Raw genomic sequence first — 17,095 nt, 5'->3', positions numbered from 1 at the left:
GCGCGCCGCCGCAACGAGCCTAGTCAACGGTGCGACATCCGCTCGCCCCGTTGCGCCCGCCGCTCGCGGGACGTCCTCGCCTCAGCCGATGGGCACGGCCGTGCCGCTGACGACGGTGCCGCCGCGCTCAGGGATGTCGACGACGAGCTCGCTCGGGCGGCCGACATGGCGACCCTGCCGGATGACCACGCGAGCGGGCGGCTCCACCGCGCCGAGCGCGCGGAGGTACCCTCCGACGGCGGCGGCCGCGGCGCCCGTCGCCGGGTCCTCGATGATCGCGCCGACCGGGAAGATGTTGCGCGCCTCGAAGCGCAGGCCGGGGTGCTCGTCGCTCCCGGCGTCCGGGAGCCGATGCAGCACGGTGATCGTCGCGGGCCACCCGTGCTCGTCCATGAGCGCGCGCGCCTCGGCCGGGTCGAAGGCGAATCGGTCGAAGTACACCTCGTCGGCGACGACGAGCACCGGGTGGCGGTTGCCGGCGAAGGCGATGCGGGGCGGATGGCGCTCATCGAGCGCCTCGGCGGGAATCCCCGTCAGCCCGAGCAGGGCGTCGAGCACCGGCGCCGGCATCTCCTCGACGTGGGGTTCGACGCTCGTGAAGGCGGCGCGGAGCGCGCCATCCACCTCGGACGTCTCGATGTCGACGTCGCCGACGGGCGTGGAGAACCGCACGTGCCCGGTCCCCTCGCGCTCGGCGATCGCGATGGCGCCGGCGACCGTCGCGTGGCCGCAGAACGGCACCTCGGCGTGCGGCGAGAAGAATCGCACGCGGCGTGGACCCGCCGCGCCGTCGGAGATGAAGGCGGTCTCCGCGAACCCGATCTCGCCGGCGATGCGCAGCATGGCGACGTCATCGAGGTCGTCGGCCTCGAGCACGATGCCGGCCGGGTTGCCGCCCGCCGGATCGGAGGTGAAGGCCGCGTATCGGAGGATCTCGGGTGCGTGGGTCACCCGCCCATCCTCGCGTGCGTGCCTCGCGGCGTCACGGGCCACTTCACGTCGCGTGGCCTGCTCGCGTCAGTGCGCGGGCGCGCGCCACGCGGGGTCGACGGGCACGAGCCGGACGTCGTCGAGTCGCCCGTCGCGTGCGGTCGCGGTCATGAACGTCGCGACGGGCTGGCGGCGGCGGTCCGTCGGCGAGCCGGGGTTGAGCAGGCGCAGGCCGCTGGTCGCGACGGTGTCCCACGGGATGTGGCTGTGCCCGAAGACCAGCACGTCGACGTCGGGGAACGCCGCCGCCATGCGCTCCTCGCGGCGGGTCGCGGCGCCCGTCTCGTGCACGACCGCGATCCGCACGCCGTCGACGTCGACGCGTGCGATCTCGGGCAGTCGCTTCCGGAGCGCCGGCCCGTCGTTGTTGCCGTACACCCCGACCAGCCGACGCGCGCGCGCCTCGAGTGCGTCGAGGGTCGCGACATCCATCCAGTCACCCGCATGGATCACGAGATCGGCGGCGTCGATCGCATCCCACGCCTCGGGCGGCAGGTCGCGAGCCCGCGTCGGCAGGTGGGTGTCGGCGATGAGGACGAGCGAGGTCACGCGCCCATCCTCCACCGGCACGCGGCATCCGTCATCGCCGGCGGGCGCCTCAGGCGGGCGGCGCGTCGGCCTCCTGCTCGGCGCCGAAGCGCTGCCGCGCCTCGACGGGGATGAGCGGCCGCTCGGCCCGCGCGCGGATCTGCTGGACGGCCCACGTGTTGCCGTCGGGATCGGCGAACCCGAAGAAGGTGCCGCCGTCGCGCGGGTCGATCACCTGGATCGGGCTCGCGTCGACACCGCGCTCGACGAGCTCGGCGCGGGCGGCCTCGGCATCGGCGACCACCAGTTGCACGCCCTTGAGCGATCCGGGCGCCATCTCGTTCTGCGCCGGCAGTGTGCCGAGCACGATCGAGCAGCCGGAGCCGCGCGGGGTGAGCTGCGCGAACCGCTGGTCGCCGGCGTGCGTGTCGTGGTCGAGCGCGAATCCGACGCGGTCGCGGTAGAACTCGATCGCGCGGTCGAGGTCGCTCACCGGCACGATCACCACCTCGAGTGTCCAATCCATGGGCTTCTCCGTTTCAGTCGGCCGCGAGATGACGCGAACTGCGCTTGGTCGGCGCTTGACGAGCCGTTCGCGTCATCTCGCGGGAGGTGAGGGTGGGTCGGGAGGGGCGCCGGGTCAGCCCGCGAGCAGGGCGTCGAGTCGCGCATAGCCCTCGGTCACGCCGGTGGCCATGCCGTGCTCGACCATGGCGTCGCGCGCCTCGAGGCTCGGGTACACCGAGTGGCCGCGGAGTCGCGTGCGCCCGTTGCCGAGGTCCTCGAAGGTCATCGACTCGACGCTGACGATGTCGGGCGCCCCCTCGAACTCGAACGTCTGCACGGCGAACTCGTTCTCGCGCACGGAGTGGAAGGTGCCGTTGAAGCGGTACTCGTTGCCCTCGGGGTCGCGGTGCACGTAGCGGTAACCGCCCTGCGGCCGGAAGTCCCAGCGCTCGATCCTCATCTCGTACCCGTTCGGGCCGAGCCACTGCCGGACGAGCTCGGGATCGCGATGCGCCGCGAACACGGCCGCGACCGGCGCATCGAACTCGCGCTCGATGTCGACGAACGGCAGGCCTTCGGGCGCGTTGATGGTGACCGGGTTGGTGGTCTCGGTGGTCATGATGACTCCTTCGGATGGGTGCCGGCGGGGTCGTCGGCGACGGATGCCGCGGCGTTGACGTCGCGGTCGGAGGCGAGCAGCGCATCGAGGCTGCGGTACTGCTGCTCGTGGATCAGCCGGTACCGGTCGATCCATGCGGTGAGCGCCTCGAGCTGACCGGCATCGAGGTGCACGGGCCGGCGTTGGGCGTCGCGCGTGCGCGTGACGAGCCCCGCCTGCTCGAGCGTGTGGATGTGCTTGGACACCGCCTGCTTCGTGATCTCGAAGGGCTCGGCCAACTCGTTGACCGTCGCGGGCCCGCGGCTGAGCCGGGCGATGATGCGACGGCGCACCGGGTCGGCGAGGGCCATGAACGCCCGGTCGAGGCGGTCATCGGCACTCGGGTCGAGGATCATGCCCGCCCCCTTGTCAACTCGATGCTTGATCAACCCTTTGGTTGATTAAAGAATACGGCGGGCCCGGTGGACGCGTCAAGGCTTTTTCCGGAACCCCTCGCGAGACGCCGCCTGCCGGAGCAGAATCGGCGGAGGAAGACGACGATCTGGAGGCCACGATGCCCGTCACGCTCAACCCGTATCTCAACTTCCGAGGCAACGCTCGGGAGGCCATGGAGTACTACCGATCGGTCTTCGGCGGGGAGCTGAACGTCTCGACGTTCGCCGACTTCCAATCCGCCGAGGACCCGTCGGAGAACGACCTCGTCATGCATGCCCAGCTGGACGGCCCCGGCCTCACGCTCATGGGCGCGGATGTGCCGAACCGGATGGACTACAACGGCCTCTCGGGATTCTCGGTATCGCTGTCGGGCGACGACGACGCCACGCTCCGCGGCTACTGGGACAAGCTCGCCGACGGCGGCACCATCGTCCAACCGCTCGAGGTCGCACCCTGGGGCGACGCCTTCGGCATGCTCGTCGACCGCTTCGGCGTCAGCTGGCTGGTGAACATCGCGGGAGCCGGCGGCTCCTCGAGCTGACGCCACCCGATCCGCCGACCGGCCGCACCCGAACTTCACCCTAGGAGACCCGATGCCCGTGCAACTCACCCCGTACCTGAGCTTCCGCGACCAGGCGCGGGAGGCGATGGAGTTCTATCATTCCGTCTTCGGCGGCGAACTGACGCTCAGCACGTTCGGCGACTTCAACGCCAGCGAGAGCGCCGCCGAGGTCGACAAGATCATGCACGGCCAGCTGGTCGCGGGCGACCTCCACCTGATGGGCGCCGACACGCCCAACGAGATGCCCTACGAGGCGGGCACGAACTTCGCGGTGTCGCTCAGCGGCGGTCCCGAGGACGAGTCGCGGCTGCGCGGGTACTGGGAGGCGCTCGCCGACGACGGCGAGATCGCGGTGGCGCTCGAGCCGTCGCCGTGGGGCGACGTGTTCGGCATGCTCACCGACCGGTTCGGCGTGCAGTGGATGGTCGACATCGGGCAGCCGGTTCCGACCGAGGCGACGGTCTCGCCCGGCATCGACGCGGCTGCCGACGCGCCCGGGTCCGCCGGCTAGCGGCGGGCCCCGGCGCAACGCGGCGCGGCGTCAGTCGAAGAGCTCGGACAGCCAGTTGTCCTTCTTGCGCTTGCGTGAGTAGCCCTGGTCGTACCCGCGGTCGTATCGACGGTCGTCGTCGTAGCCGCGCGTCGCCTGGCGGAGCATGTCCATCGGGTTGGCGGGATACCCCTGCTGCTGCGGGGTGGGCTGCTGCGGCGCGGCCTGGGGGGCCGGCGGCACGGGTGCGGCCTGCGCTGCCGCGGACGGCGCGCCGAACTCGCGTGCTGCTCGGTCGATGATCTTGTCGAGTTCGCCTCGGTCCAGCCACACTCCGCGGCAAGTGGGGCAGTAGTCGATCTCGATTCCGCTTCGCTCGCTCATGACGAGGACGGCGCCGTCGTTGGGGCACTGCATGCTGACTCCTTCATCGGGGTCCCGCGAGCCTATCGACGCTCGCTGCGTGCAACCTCCGCGGCAGCGGCGAGGTCGTCGACGAGCCGCTCGAACGCGGCGTCCCGAGCCGGCGCCTCGCGGACCCTGAGCACCGCCGACGGATGCTCGGTGACGATCGCCGGAGCGGGCAGGGCGGTGCCGCCGCGTCCCTCGGTCATCAGCTTGCCCCGCACGTCGGCGATCCTGACCTCGCCGCCGAGCACGGCTCGGGCCGCGGTCGCACCCAGGCACACGACGACGCGGGGGCGCACGACCTCGAACTCCGCCTCGAGCCACGGATGGCACGCGACGACGTGGCCCACGGAAGGCTTCGCGTGAATGCGGCGCTTGCCGCGCTGCTCGAACCGGAAGTGCTTCACGGCGTTGGTGAGGTACGCGTCTTCGCGCCGGATGCCCGCCGCATCGAGCGCGCGCCCGAGCAGCATGCCGGCCGGGCCGACGAACGGCTCGCCCTCACGGTCCTCACGGTCGCCCGGCTGCTCGCCGACGAGCATGATCCTGGCGCGGGCCGGGCCGGTCGAGAACACGACCTGTGTCGCATCGCGATAGAGCTCGCAACCGCGACATCCCGGTGCGGCGGCCCTCAGGTCGTCGAGGCTCGGATCGGGCGGCACCCACTCCTGGGCGCCGGGGCGCTCCTCGGCGCCGCCGCTCGACTTGGTCGATGCCGCCATGCGGCGAGGCTACGGCGCGTGCCGGCGACGGCCCAGCCGGTTGCCGCCGCGGGGCGGCGGTGGTAGCCCGATCGCCCGCGGAGACGGCGAACGCCGGGCCGGACCTTGCGGTCCGACCCGGCGTCGCGGTGCGGGCGAGCCCGCGTGCGCTCAGATCGCGCGGATGTTCTCGGCCTGGAGGCCCTTCTGGCCCTGGACGACCTCGAACTCCACGTTCTGGCCCTCCTCGAGCGAGCGGTAGCCGCTGCCCGTGATGGCGCTGAAGTGCGCGAAGACGTCGGGGCTCCCGTCGGAGGGAGCGATGAAGCCGAAGCCCTTTTCGGCGTTGAACCACTTGACGGTTCCGGTTGCCATGCTGGTATTTCCTTCGTTCGTACTGGGCCGAGCTGTTCGGCCCCTCACGTTCGGCCGGGCGGCCGTCCGCAGTACCCGGCGGCGGATGCCGCTCGGGCGGGTGGTTCCGAAGGTCGCCGCACCTGGTGCGTCGTCGCCCTCGGTCTCGGGTCATGCCATGCGGATCGTGCCGCCTCCGGGCAATCAGTCGTGAAGCGGGCGGGCGCCCGCGAGTGGAGGAACCTTCATGCTATAGCACACCGCGCTCAGTGCGTCGGATGTGTCCACAGGTTCCGTCGCGCGCTCCCCGCCGCACATGGGGACCGCTGCCGATGGGAGTGCATGCAGGCACATGGGTAGGGTGATCCGGTGACCACGCCCCCGGCCTCGCCCGAGCCCGAGCCCGAGCCCGAGCCGCCGCGCGCGGCCGCGTGGCGCCTCCTTGTGGTAGGGGCGATCGGCGGACTGCTCTCGGGCATGTTCGGCGTTGGCGGAGGCATCGTCATGGTGCCGCTGCTCATCCTCCTCGCCGGCATGGACCAGCGTCGCGCCTCGGCGACCTCGCTCGCGGCGATCGTGCCCACCGCCGTCGCGGGGTCGATCACGTACTTCGCCAACGGCCAGGTCGACCTCGTCGCCGCGGCGTTCGTCGCAGTCGGCGGCATCGTCGGTGGATGGATCGGGGCCCGGCTCCTCGCACGGCTCCCGCTCGAGTGGCTGCGCTGGCTCTTCATCGCGCTGCTGGTCGCCGTCGCCGTGCGGCTCGCGATCGCCGCGCCCGATCGCGCTGCCGAGCCGGTGCCGCTCGAGGTCGGTCCCGCGCTGGGCCTCATCGCCCTGGGCCTCGTGGTCGGCATCGCGTCCGGCCTCTTCGGCGTCGGGGGCGGGCTCATCATGGTGCCCGCGTTCATCACCCTGTTCGGCCTGGGCGACCTCATGGCCCGCGGCACGTCGCTCGTCGCGATGATCCCGACCGCCGTGAGCGGCACCCTCACCAACCTGCGCACGGGCATCGTCGACCTGCGTGCGGCGCTGATCGCGGGCCTCGCGGCGACCCTCGCCGCGTTCCCCGGCGTCGCGCTCGCCTTCCTCGTGCCTCCCGAGGTCGGCGGATGGCTCTTCGCCGCGCTGCTCGTCATCGCGGCCGTGCAGCTGGCCATCCGCGCCATCCGCGCCCAGCGCGCCGCCCGCGCATGACCGGCGCCGCACGCCGGCCGCCCGGCTGGTACGACGATGCGACGGATGCCGCACTCCAGCGCTACTGGGACGGCTCGGGCTGGACGCCGCACACGTCGACGCGGGGGCCCGCCAGCCTCGTCGCGCCCGCCGAGGCCGAGGCCGAGCCGGTGACACTCGGGGTCGCCGGCGCGGCCGCGCCACGCCATCCGCTCGAGGCACTCGGCCTGGAGTCCACCCGCCGGCTCGGGGCGCCGACGAACGTCTCGATGGGAACGCCCACGTCGGCTGCGCCCGATCACACGACCGTGCCGACGCCCGCGAGGAACTCCGGTCCGTCCATGTCCGCCCTGCCGGCCGCGCTCGGACCGTCGCCACGGATCTGGTTCGTGGCCGCCGCGGGCGCGATCACCGCGGCGGCGTCCCTCGTCGTGGCGTTCGCCGCGCTCGGAGTCGCGCTCGGCCGCTGAAGCGCCGGGCCCGGTCGCGCCCCGACGGTGGTCTCGGGCAGGATCGTCGCCATGACCGATGCGTCCACGGCCCCGAGCACGGCGACCGACCCGCGCCATCCATCGCTCGCCTTCTGCCGGCCGGTGGTGAGCGATCATGCGCGCGTCGTCGCGGTGATCCCCGAGTGGTGGGGCCTGCCCGGCACGGCCGACCTCGGCCGGCTCCTACCGCGCCTCTTCTTCCAGCATTTCGCGGACACGTCGACGATCGTCGAGGACGACCGGGGCGAGCTCGCGGGGTTCCTCATCGGCTTCCGGTCCCAGTCACAACCCGAGGCCGCCTACATCCACTTCGTCGGGGTCCGACCCGACCTCCGGCAGTCGGGCCTCGCGCGCACCCTCTACGAGCGCTTCTTCAACGCCATGCGGGCCAGCGGATGTCGCCGGGTCGACGCCATCACCGGTCCGGTGAACCGTCGCTCGCAGGAGTTCCATCGCGCGATGGGATTCGAGCTGACGGGCGACACCGAGATCGACGGCGTGCTCGCGTGGCGCGACTACGACGGCCCCGGCGAGCACCGCGTGGCGTTCACCCGCGCGCTGTAGCGGCGCCGGGCGCGCCATCCGCTTCCCTCTGAACCCGAGAGGTCGCGGATGGCGCTACGGACCCACCACGTGCGACCTCTCGTCGGCGCGCTCAGGCGTGCGGGCGCGCCATCCGCTCTCTTCGAGAACGCTGGGAGGTGGCCGAGCCGACGCCCGAGCGGGATGCGGAAGCCGGCCGCGGCATGGTGCCATGGATGCGGAGGGGAGTAGTCCCCGAGGATGCGTCGTCATTCCGGGCCCGCCACCGGGCTCCGGCGCATCCGGGCCGCACGGCCCCGGCTCCAGCCGGCCGGGCGACGCTCGGACGAGACCTCCGGTTGCCGCACCACCTGACAACTGGAGGAGACGTTGGACGTACCCCTGTACGCCTGGTTCGCCGTGCTCGCCGCGATCGTCGCGATGCTCGCGATCGACCTGTTCGCCCACCGCCGGGCCCACGCCATCGGCGTGCGTGAGGCACTCGGTTGGTCGATCGTGTGGGTGCTCGCCGGCATCACGTTCGGCATCGTCGTCTGGAACGCCTGGGGCGCCGAGTCGGGGCAGCAGTACTTCGCCGGCTACCTGATCGAGAAGTCCCTCGCGGTCGACAACGTGTTCGTCTGGGCGATCATCTTCGCGTCGTTCGCCGTGCCCCGCGAGTACCAGCACCGCGTGCTGTTCCTCGGCGTCCTGGGCGCGCTCGTGCTGCGCGGCCTGTTCATCGCCGCTGGTTCCGCGCTCATCGAGAACTTCTCGTGGGTGCTGTACGTGTTCGCCGCGTTCCTGATCATCACCGGCATCCGGATGCTGCTGACGCGCAACGAGCACGTCCACCCCGAGCGGTCGCGCACGCTGCGGCTCTTCCGGCGGGTCGTGCCGATGACCGACGCGTATCACGGGCAGCGGTTCCTGATCCGCCGTGCCGGCGTCGTCCTGGCGACCCCGCTGCTCGCGGTGCTCGTGCTCGTCGAGGTGACCGACGTGATCTTCGCGGTCGACTCGATTCCGGCGATCTTCGCGGTGACGAGCGAACCGTTCCTCGTGTTCACGGCGAACGCGTTCGCGATCCTCGGACTCCGGGCGATGTACTTCCTGCTCGCCGACCTCGTGCACCGGTTCCGCTACCTCAAGCTCGGGCTCTCGCTCGTGCTCGTCTGGGTGGGCGTGAAGATGGCGCTGCTCGACGTGCTCTACATCCCGACGCCCGTCTCACTCGCGGTCGTCGCGGCGATCATCACGGCGTCGATCGTCGCCTCGCTCATCGCGACTCGCGGCGAGGGGCGGCACGAGGTCGAGGCGACGCCGGCGGGGGCGTTCCGGATCGCGACGGCGGCCGAGCTCGCGTCGGCCGAGCCGGTGTTCCGGCGCTCGCGACAGGCGATGCGCACCTGATCTCGCGCGGGGCGCGGCCTGCGGCCGACGAGGGTATGCCGAACGGCGGCTCAGGTCGCCCGGAACCGGAGTTCGGCATACTCTCGCGCGGGGCGCGGGGCGCGGAGCGCGGAGCGCGGCGCGCTCAGGCGCCCGCGGCCTTCGCCTCGAGGTAGCGGCGCTCGGTCGCGTTGAGCGCGAGGGCCGCCGCGACCGCGAACTCGGCGCGCGCCTCAGCCCCGCGTCCAGCGCGCGCGAGCAGGTGCGCACGCACCGCATGCACGCGGAAGTGCCCGGCCAGCGCCGGCTCGAGCGCGACCGTCTCGAGCTCGCGCAGCGCGACATCCGTCCCATGCACCATCGCGACCGCGACGACCCACCCGAGCTCGACCATGGGACCCGGCCCGACCTGCCGCAGCAGCTCGTACAGCGCGAGCACCTGCGGCCAGTCGGTGTCGTCGGTCGACGCCGCCTCGGCGTGCAGTGCCGCGATCGCGGCCTCCAGCTGGTACGGCCCGGGGGTGGATGTCGCGAGCGCGCGCTCCACGAGCGCGATCCCCTCCGCGATGAGCTCGCGGTCCCAGCGCGACCGGTCCTGCTCGTCGAGCGGCACGAGCACCGGCGGCGCTCCCGGCGCGTCGACGCGGAGGCGGGCCGGCCGCCGCGACTCGGTGAGCAGCATGAGGGCGAGCAGCCCGTCGACCTCGCCGCGCCAGCGCGCACCGGCGGGCACGAGCTCGGCGAGCAGGTGCGTCAGCCGGATCGCCTCGGCCGAGAGGTCGGCCCGCGCGAGTGTCTCGCCGGCGCTGGCGGTGTGCCCCTCGGTGTACATGAGGTGCAGCACCTGGCACACGGCGGCCACTCGGTCGGGCAGCTCGTCGGCCCGCGGCATCCGGAACCTCGCACCCTCGGCCCGCAGGCGCGCCTTCGCGCGCGAGATGCGCTGCGCCACGGTCGCCTCGGGCACGAGCAGGCCCCGGGCGATCTCGGCGGTGGTGAGGCCGCCCACGGCGCGGAGGGTGAGCGCCAACTGGGCCGGCCGCCGCAGCGCTGGGTGGCAGCAGAGCAGGAAGAGCGTGAGGGAATCGTCACGATCGGACGCGCCGGAACCCTGAGGATCGAACAGCGCGTCCCGTTCCTCGCGCGCCCGCCGCGCGGCATCCCGTCGCACCGCCTCGACGTACCTGCGGTGTGCGACAGTCACCAGCCAGGCACTCGGCTGCTCGGGCGGGCCGTCCCGCCCCCACTGCACGGATGCCGCGACGAGCGCCTCCTGCAGGGCGTCCTCGCTCGCGTCGAAGTCGCCCGTGCGCCGCACGAGCACGGCGAGCGCCGAGGGTGCGGCCTCGTGGAGCATCGAGTCGAGCCCGCGATGCCGCTCCCCCGGCCGCGTCGGAGTCACGCCACCGACGTGTCCGCGGCGGCGTCGTACGCGAGGATCGGGTGGATCTGCACGCCGCCCCAGGAGGCTTCGGGCAGGCGCCCCGCGATCTCGACCGCACGCTCGAACGACGCCACGTCGACGAGGTAGTAGCCGCCGAGGAACTCCTTCGTCTCGGCGAGGGGCGCGTCGCTCGCGACCGGACCGTGGTCGCCAACGGTCACGGTCCTCGTCGCCTCGGGACCGACGAGCTGCTCGGCGTCGACGTACTCGCCCGCCTCCTGCAGCTCCTCGGTCAGCTTCGTGTAGAGCTGCATGCCCTCGGCCTGCTGCTCGGGCGTGAACGTCGCCCATTCGGCGCTCCACTCGGGGTTCGACTTGATGAGGATGAGGTACTTCACGGCGTCGCTCCTTGCTTCGTCACGATCGGGAGGCGGGTGCGCTCCCACCAGTATGTCGAGGCCGGATCGCGGTTCTCGACACGATTCCGCAAACGCGTGCGGATCCGACGAGTATGCGCGGATCGGCGCGCGCGCTCGTCGGTTCTGCACGCACTCCGCGTGCGGGCATGGTGGCTCCCGCGTGTACCAGAGCGGTTCTCGCGTCGCAAGGGCTGGAGCCGCATCCGCTCCCCTGCCTACCGTGGTCTCGACGGCGCATCCGAGAGGGTGCGACGAAAGGGATCGAAGGGGGTCCGCATGGGTGACAACGACAAGATCCAGCACAAGGCCGAAGAGCTCGGCGGCAAGGCCAAGGAAGCACTCGGCGACGCGACCGACAACGAGCGTCTCGAGGCTGAGGGCCGCGGCGAGCAGACCGAGGCCAACCTCAAGCAGGCCGGCGACAAGGTGAAGGACGCCTTCAACTCGTAACCGGTTGTTCGGCGGATGGGGCGCGTACCGCGGGGGTGCGCGCCCCATCGTCGTGTCCGGCGAGAGGCCGAGGCCGCTCGCCGGACGGATCCCTCCGATTCGGATTCCGCCCTGAGCGATATCAGCCCTCAGACGGATGTCGGTGGCTCGCGCTTGGATGCAGACTGAACGAGCGCAACGCCGGGTTCGCCCCGGCGACGCGTGCTGCGCGGTCGCTTCGCGCGTCATCCACCACATCGCTCCGAATTCGGGGACCCCATGCTCGGCAGACTCCTCATCCGCTATCTCAAGCCCTACCGGTGGCTCCTCGCCGGAGTGCTCCTCTTCCAGGTCGCGTCGGTCGCCGCGACCCTGGCCCTACCCCAGCTCAACGCCGACATCATCGACGACGGCGTCGCCAAGGGCGACACCGCGTACATCTGGTCCACGGGCATGGTCATGCTGACCATCTCGCTCGGCCAGATCGTCGCGGCGATCATCGCCACGTATTTCGCCGCCAAGGTCGCGATGCGGGCCGGCCGCGACATCCGCAACGACGTGTTCGACAAGGTGAGCGCGTTCTCCGAGCGCGAGGTGTCGCGCTTCGGGCCCGGGTCGCTGATCACCCGCAACACCAACGACGTGCAGCAGGTGCAGATGCTCGCGATGACGGGCGCGACCATGCTCGTCAGCGCGCCGCTGATGGCGATCTTCGGCATCGTCATGGCGTTGCGCCAGGATGTCGGGCTGAGCTGGCTGATCTGGGTGTCGGTCGTCACGATCCTCGTGGTGGCCGCGCTCGTCATCGGCCGCATGGTGCCGCTGTTCCGCAACTACCAGAAGCGGCTCGACGCCGTGAACCGCGTGCTGCGCGAACAGCTCACGGGCATCCGCGTCATCCGCGCGTTCGTCCGCGAGCCGATCGAGCAGGAGCGCTTCGAGGTCGCCAACCGCGACATCATGGATGTCGGCCGGCGCGTCGGCACGCTGTTCATCACGCTCTTCCCGCTGTTCATGCTGGTGCTGAACGTGACCGTGGTCGGCGTGATCTGGTTCGGCGCCGCCCAGGTCGACGAGGGCACCACCGAGATCGGCACGCTCTTCGCCTTCATGCAGTACGTCGGGATCATCCTCGGCGGCGTGCTGATGGCCGCCTTCATGACCATCATGATCCCGCGCGCCGCGGTGTCGGCCGAGCGCATCAGCGAGGTGCTGTCGACCGAGTCGACGCTGCCCCGGCCCGAGCAGGGCGCCGGCTCGTTCCCCGAGCAGGGCACGGTCGAGTTCCGAGACGTGTCGTTCCAGTACCCGGGCGCCGAGCACGCGGTGCTCGACGGCATCTCGTTCCGCGCCGAGCGCGGCGAGACGCTCGCGATCGTCGGATCGACCGGCGCCGGCAAGACCACGCTGGTCTCGCTCATCCCGCGCCTGTTCGACGCGACCGGCGGCAACGTGATGGTCAACGGAGTCGACGTGCGCGAGGCCGACCTCGAGGCGCTGTGGAAGACGATCGGGCTCGTGCCGCAGCGGCCGTTCCTGTTCGCGGGCACCGTCGAGTCGAACCTGCGTTTCGGTCGCGAGGAGGCGACCGACGCCGAGCTCTGGCACGCGCTCGAGATCGCCCAGGGTCGCGACTTCGTGGCCGAGATGGAGGGCGGCCTCGGCGCACGCATCTCGCAGGGCGGCACCAACGTGTCGGGCGGCCAGCGGCAGCGGCTTGCGATCGCACGTGCGATCGTGCACCAGCCCGACATCCTCGTCTTCGACGACTCGTTCTCGGCCCTCGACCTGACGACCGACGCGAGACTCAGGCAGGCGCTGTGGCGCGAACTCCCCGACGTGACGAAGGTGGTCGTCGCGCAGCGCGTGTCGACCATCACCGACGCCGACCGGATCGTCGTGCTCGACGACGGCCGCGTCGTCGGGCTCGGTCGGCACGAGGAGCTCGTCGAGACGTGCCAGACCTATCGCGAGATCGTGGAATCCCAGCTCGGAGTGGAGGCTCAGGCATGAGCGGCGAGTCCAAGACCCCCCGCGGCCGCCGCGCCGCCCGCCTTCCCGAAGCGGCGCCGGGAGTGAGCCCGGCGACCGAGCTCACCGTCGAGGAGATGGAGGAGCAGCAGCTCGCCGAGGAGGCGCGCGTCAACTCGGGCGACTGGAATGCCATCGCGCCCGGCAAGGCGCAGGACTTCGGTCGCAGCTTCCGACGCATGATCGGCCTGCTCGCGCCGTGGAAGTGGTTGTTCGCGTTCGTCTCGCTGCTCGGCGCGATCGGCGTGGTCATGACCGTGATCGCGCCCAGGGTGCTCGGCGAGGCGACGAACCTCATCTTCGAGGGCGTCATCTCGGCGCAGCTGCCCGCCGGCGTCTCGCAGGAGCAGGTCGTCGAACAGCTCCGCGCGACGGGCCAGGACGACCTGGCCAACATCGTCGGTGCGGCCACCCTGACGCCCGGCGAGGGCATCGACTTCGTCGCGCTGAGCCGCGTCGTGATCATCGTGCTGCTGCTCTACGTGGGCGCATCGATCCTGTCGTGGATCCAGGGCTACGTCATCAACGTGATCATGGTCCGCGCGATGTACGGGCTGCGCGAGCAGGTCGAGGCCAAGATCCACCGACTGCCGCTCAGCTACTTCGACCGCACGCAGCGCGGTGAGCTCATCTCCCGCGTCACCAACGACATCGACAACATCACGCAGACGATGCAGCAGTCGCTCTCGAGCGCGCTGACGAGCATCCTCACCGTGATCGGCGTGCTCGTGATGATGTTCTCGATCTCGTGGCAGCTCTCGCTCGTCGCGCTCGTCGCGCTGCCGCTCATGGGCGTCATCTTCGGCATCATCGGGCCGAAGTCGCAGGCCGCCTTCGGCATCCAGTGGAAGAAGGTCGGTCGGCTCAACGCCCGCGTCGAGGAATCGTTCTCGGGTCACGCGCTGGTCAAGGTGTTCGGTCGCGAGCGCGACTCGAGCGAGAAGTTCCGCGCCGAGAACGAGGAGCTCTACGAGGCGGCGTTCAAGGCGCAGTTCCTCGCGGGCATCATCATGCCCGGCATGATGTTCATCGGGAACCTCACCTACGTCGGCATCGCGGTGATCGGCGGGCTCATGGTGGCGAGCGGCCAGTTGCGGCTCGGCGACGTGCAGGCGTTCATCCAGTACTCGCAGCAGTTCACGCAGCCGCTCTCGCAGCTCGGCGGAATGGCCGCCGTCGTGCAGTCCGGCACGGCGTCGGCCGAGCGCGTGTTCGAGCTGCTCGACGCCGACGAGCAGGACCCCGACGCCGCCGATGCGCCCGAGGTCGTCGACGGTCGCGGGGTCATCGAGTTCGACCACGTGTCGTTCTCGTACACGCCCGACCGCCCGCTCATCCGCGACCTCTCGTTCCGCGTCGAGCCCGGCCAGACGGTCGCGATCGTCGGACCGACCGGTGCCGGCAAGACCACGCTCGTCAACCTGATCATGCGGTTCTACGAACTCGACGGCGGCCGGATCCTCATCGACGGGCAGGACATCGCCGAGTTGACGCGGCACGACGTGCGGGCTCGCACGGGCATGGTGCTGCAGGACCCGTGGCTGTTCGGCGGCACCATCCGCGACAACATCCGCTACGGGCGCGAATCGGCGACCGACGACGAGATCGTGGATGCGGCGAAGGCGACCTACGTCGACCGGTTCGTCCATTCGCTGCCCGAGGGCTACGACACCGTGCTCGACGAGGACGCCTCGAACGTCTCCGCCGGTGAGAAGCAGCTCATCACCATCGCGCGGGCATTCGTCGCGCAGCCGAGCGTGCTGATCCTCGACGAGGCGACCAGCTCGGTCGACACGCGCACCGAGCTGCTGCTGCAGCACGCGATGGCCGCCCTGCGACAGGGCCGCACGTCGTTCGTGATCGCGCACCGCCTCTCGACGATCCGCGACGCCGACCTCATCCTCGTGATGGAGCACGGCGACATCGTCGAGCAGGGTTCGCACGACGAGCTGATCAGTGCCAAGGGCGCCTACTACCGGCTGTACAACTCGCAGTTCGAGCAGGCCGCCTACGACCTCGACGCCGAGTTCGGCGCCGAGGGCGACCCCGCGGCCGTCGAGGGCCGTTCCCCGCGCGAGGTCGTCGCGAGCGAGCCGGCAGCGACCGACGCGCCGCTGGCCTGATCGGGCGGTTCGCGCACTCCGATCGCCCCGATCGCCGTCCCCCTCGCAGGTCGGCGGACGGGGCGATCGTCGTCAACGCCATGAACGCCCCGTGTCTCGCCCCGCCTCCCGTCAACGGGTCAGCCGCGCACGAGCCAGACGGTAGCCTCGAAGTGACGTGACCATCCCTGCCCCCATCTCCAGCACGCCCGCGTGGCGACTGTGGCTGGTGTGGGGCGTCGGGGTCGCGGCGTACATCGTCTCGATCACGAACCGCTCGTCGCTCTCGGCCGTCGGCGTCGACGCGGCGGTGCGGTTCGACGCGGATGCCTCGACGCTGTCGATGTTCGCTGTCATCCAGCTCGCCGTGTACGGCGGAATGCAGATCCCGGTCGGCCTGCTGCTCGACCGGTTCGGCGCCCGCCCGATCATCACCATCGGCATGGCGCTCATGGCGATCGGCCAGTTCACGCTGGCGTTCGCCCCCGATGTCGCATGGGCGATCGCCGCCCGCATGCTACTCGGCGCGGGCGACGCCGCCGTGTTCCCGAGCGTGCTGCGCGTGGTGGCGGTCTGGTTCCCCGAACGACAGGCGCCCCTGCTGGTGCAGTTGACGGGACTCATCGGCCAGTCGGGGCAGATCCTCGCGGTGCTCCCACTCGCGGCGCTGCTGCACGCGACGAGCTGGTCGGTCGCATTCGGCTCACTGGCGGGGCTCGGGGCGCTGTTCACGATCCTCACGTTCGCGGTCATCCGCAACCGACCGCCGGGCCGAACCGCGGACGTCTCCGTCGACACGACGACCGGCGCCATCCATGCCGTGCGCTCGTCGGCCGACCTGCGCCAGGGGTTCCGCGAGTCGTGGGCCCACCCGGGCACGCGCCTCGCGTTCTGGTCGCATTTCACGACCCCGTTCTCGGGCACGGCGTTCGTACTGCTGTGGGGCTTCCCCTTCCTGACCGTGGGCGAGGGGCTGACGACCGCGATGGCGTCGTTGCTGTTCACGGTCTACGTGGTGTTCGGCATCCTGGTCGGACCGGTCATCGGGGCGCTCTCGACCCGGCACCCGTATCGCCGCTCGCGACTGCTCGTGCTGCCCGTGATCGGGATCCAGGTCGCGGCATGGCTCGTCGTCATCGCCTGGCCGGGCCCGGCCCCGCTCTGGCTGCTGTTCGTGCTCGCCTTCGCGATGAGCACCGGCGGCCCCGGGTCGATGATCGGGTTCGATCACGCACGCACCTTCAACCCGAGCCACCGGCTGAGCACGGCGACGGGCATCACGAACGTCGGCGGATTCCTCGCGGCGCTCCTCGCCATCCTCCTCATCGGCATCGCGATGGACGCGCAGGGCGCCGGCACGCCCGCGACGTACACGCTCGACGCGTTCCGCATCGCGTTCCTCACCCAGGTCCCGCTGTGGCTGATCGGCACCCTCTTCATCGTGGTCGAGCGCAAGCGCACGCGCGTCGTCATGGGGCTCGACGAGCCGCGCGCTCGCCGCCGGGCCGCGCGCCCACGCCACGAGGCGTCATGACCCGCGTCGTTCCTCGACTTC

At 71.2% G+C, this 17,095-nt stretch carries 20 protein-coding genes; 10 read left to right on the top strand and 10 right to left on the bottom strand.

Going from position 1 to position 17,095, the window contains the following annotated elements; all coding sequences use genetic code 11:
* Positions 1 to 81: 81 nt before the first annotated feature.
* The 5 genes from BLT99_RS00170 to BLT99_RS00150 all read right to left on the bottom strand — a co-directional run bounded on the left by BLT99_RS00170 (position 82) and on the right by BLT99_RS00150 (position 3,039).
* Positions 82 to 951 carry a PhzF family phenazine biosynthesis protein gene (locus BLT99_RS00170; protein ID WP_092668256.1) on the bottom strand — a complete coding sequence of 290 codons (870 nt, stop codon included), beginning with the start codon at positions 949 to 951 and terminating at the stop codon, positions 82 to 84.
* A 66-nt stretch (positions 952 to 1,017) separates the two neighbouring features.
* Entirely contained in the window at positions 1,018 to 1,539 is a 522-nt protein-coding gene (locus tag BLT99_RS00165; protein WP_092668254.1) for a metallophosphoesterase family protein, read from the bottom strand.
* A gap of 49 nt (positions 1,540 to 1,588) precedes the next feature.
* A complete protein-coding gene (locus BLT99_RS00160) occupies positions 1,589 to 2,044 on the bottom strand; it encodes a VOC family protein (protein WP_092668252.1) in 456 nt (151 codons plus the stop codon).
* A 114-nt stretch (positions 2,045 to 2,158) separates the two neighbouring features.
* Positions 2,159 to 2,644, bottom strand: a complete 486-nt coding sequence (locus tag BLT99_RS00155) for an SRPBCC family protein (protein ID WP_092668250.1) — start codon at positions 2,642 to 2,644, stop codon at positions 2,159 to 2,161.
* Positions 2,641 to 3,039 (bottom strand): ArsR/SmtB family transcription factor, encoded by a 399-nt coding sequence (locus BLT99_RS00150; RefSeq protein WP_092668248.1) that lies wholly within the window; start codon positions 3,037 to 3,039, stop codon positions 2,641 to 2,643. The genes BLT99_RS00155 and BLT99_RS00150 overlap by 4 nt, the downstream gene beginning before the upstream one ends.
* Positions 3,040 to 3,197: 158 nt before the next feature.
* Here BLT99_RS00150 and BLT99_RS00145 point away from each other — a divergent pair, with 158 nt between their 5' ends.
* Together BLT99_RS00145 and BLT99_RS00140 are read left to right on the top strand one after the other, a co-directional pair.
* Positions 3,198 to 3,620 carry a VOC family protein gene (locus tag BLT99_RS00145; protein WP_092668246.1) on the top strand — a complete coding sequence of 141 codons (423 nt, stop codon included), beginning with the start codon at positions 3,198 to 3,200 and terminating at the stop codon, positions 3,618 to 3,620.
* Between the two features lie 52 nt (positions 3,621 to 3,672).
* Positions 3,673 to 4,152, top strand: a complete 480-nt coding sequence (locus BLT99_RS00140; protein ID WP_092668244.1) for a VOC family protein — start codon at positions 3,673 to 3,675, stop codon at positions 4,150 to 4,152.
* A 30-nt stretch (positions 4,153 to 4,182) separates the two neighbouring features.
* On the opposite strand, the gene BLT99_RS00135 is transcribed toward BLT99_RS00140, so the two are convergent.
* From BLT99_RS00135 to BLT99_RS00125, 3 genes are all read right to left on the bottom strand, one after another.
* Positions 4,183 to 4,548: a TFIIB-type zinc ribbon-containing protein gene (locus BLT99_RS00135; RefSeq protein ID WP_092668242.1), complete on the bottom strand. Its 366-nt coding sequence runs from the start codon at positions 4,546 to 4,548 to the stop codon at positions 4,183 to 4,185.
* Between the two features lie 29 nt (positions 4,549 to 4,577).
* On the bottom strand, positions 4,578 to 5,261 hold the full coding sequence (locus tag BLT99_RS00130) for a UdgX family uracil-DNA binding protein (RefSeq protein ID WP_092668240.1): 684 nt from the start codon (positions 5,259 to 5,261) through the stop codon (positions 4,578 to 4,580).
* Positions 5,262 to 5,411: 150 nt separating this feature from the next.
* On the bottom strand, positions 5,412 to 5,615 hold the full coding sequence (locus tag BLT99_RS00125) for a cold-shock protein (protein ID WP_092668238.1): 204 nt from the start codon (positions 5,613 to 5,615) through the stop codon (positions 5,412 to 5,414).
* Between the two features lie 348 nt (positions 5,616 to 5,963).
* Here BLT99_RS00125 and BLT99_RS00120 point away from each other — a divergent pair, with 348 nt between their 5' ends.
* The 4 genes from BLT99_RS00120 to BLT99_RS00105 all read left to right on the top strand — a co-directional run bounded on the left by BLT99_RS00120 (position 5,964) and on the right by BLT99_RS00105 (position 9,196).
* Positions 5,964 to 6,791: a sulfite exporter TauE/SafE family protein gene (locus BLT99_RS00120; RefSeq protein ID WP_229724479.1), complete on the top strand. Its 828-nt coding sequence runs from the start codon at positions 5,964 to 5,966 to the stop codon at positions 6,789 to 6,791.
* On the top strand, positions 6,788 to 7,240 hold the full coding sequence (locus BLT99_RS00115) for a DUF2510 domain-containing protein (protein ID WP_157674898.1): 453 nt from the start codon (positions 6,788 to 6,790) through the stop codon (positions 7,238 to 7,240). The genes BLT99_RS00120 and BLT99_RS00115 overlap by 4 nt, the downstream gene beginning before the upstream one ends.
* Positions 7,241 to 7,291: 51 nt before the next feature.
* Positions 7,292 to 7,825 carry a GNAT family N-acetyltransferase gene (locus tag BLT99_RS00110; RefSeq protein ID WP_092668234.1) on the top strand — a complete coding sequence of 178 codons (534 nt, stop codon included), beginning with the start codon at positions 7,292 to 7,294 and terminating at the stop codon, positions 7,823 to 7,825.
* Between the two features lie 348 nt (positions 7,826 to 8,173).
* Positions 8,174 to 9,196 (top strand): TerC family protein, encoded by a 1,023-nt coding sequence (locus BLT99_RS00105; RefSeq protein WP_092668233.1) that lies wholly within the window; start codon positions 8,174 to 8,176, stop codon positions 9,194 to 9,196.
* A 124-nt stretch (positions 9,197 to 9,320) separates the two neighbouring features.
* On the opposite strand, the gene BLT99_RS00100 is transcribed toward BLT99_RS00105, so the two are convergent.
* Both BLT99_RS00100 and BLT99_RS17505 read right to left on the bottom strand, forming a co-directional pair.
* The gene (locus BLT99_RS00100) at positions 9,321 to 10,577 is read right to left on the bottom strand and encodes an RNA polymerase sigma factor (RefSeq protein ID WP_229724480.1); all 1,257 of its coding nucleotides are present in this window, start codon (positions 10,575 to 10,577) and stop codon (positions 9,321 to 9,323) included.
* The gene (locus BLT99_RS17505; protein WP_157674897.1) at positions 10,574 to 10,957 is read right to left on the bottom strand and encodes a YciI family protein; all 384 of its coding nucleotides are present in this window, start codon (positions 10,955 to 10,957) and stop codon (positions 10,574 to 10,576) included. Before BLT99_RS17505 ends, BLT99_RS00100 begins: the two co-directional genes overlap by 4 nt.
* Before the next feature lie 297 nt (positions 10,958 to 11,254).
* Here BLT99_RS17505 and BLT99_RS00090 point away from each other — a divergent pair, with 297 nt between their 5' ends.
* From BLT99_RS00090 to BLT99_RS00075, 4 genes are all read left to right on the top strand, one after another.
* On the top strand, positions 11,255 to 11,428 hold the full coding sequence (locus tag BLT99_RS00090; RefSeq protein WP_092675329.1) for a CsbD family protein: 174 nt from the start codon (positions 11,255 to 11,257) through the stop codon (positions 11,426 to 11,428).
* A 258-nt stretch (positions 11,429 to 11,686) separates the two neighbouring features.
* Positions 11,687 to 13,420 (top strand): ABC transporter ATP-binding protein, encoded by a 1,734-nt coding sequence (locus tag BLT99_RS00085; RefSeq protein ID WP_092668231.1) that lies wholly within the window; start codon positions 11,687 to 11,689, stop codon positions 13,418 to 13,420.
* 95 nt (positions 13,421 to 13,515) lie between these two features.
* A complete protein-coding gene (locus BLT99_RS00080; RefSeq protein ID WP_172802991.1) occupies positions 13,516 to 15,561 on the top strand; it encodes an ABC transporter ATP-binding protein in 2,046 nt (681 codons plus the stop codon).
* Between the two features lie 157 nt (positions 15,562 to 15,718).
* Complete coding sequence (locus tag BLT99_RS00075; protein WP_229724482.1) at positions 15,719 to 17,074, top strand: MFS transporter; 1,356 nt, start codon at positions 15,719 to 15,721, stop codon at positions 17,072 to 17,074.
* Positions 17,075 to 17,095 lie beyond the last annotated feature (21 nt).

It is taken from the genome of Agromyces flavus (assembly GCF_900104685.1).
Lineage (GTDB): Bacteria > Actinomycetota > Actinomycetes > Actinomycetales > Microbacteriaceae > Agromyces > Agromyces flavus.
Note: the sequence above shows the minus strand (reverse complement) of the source record. Positions and strands in the feature narration are given on the sequence as shown.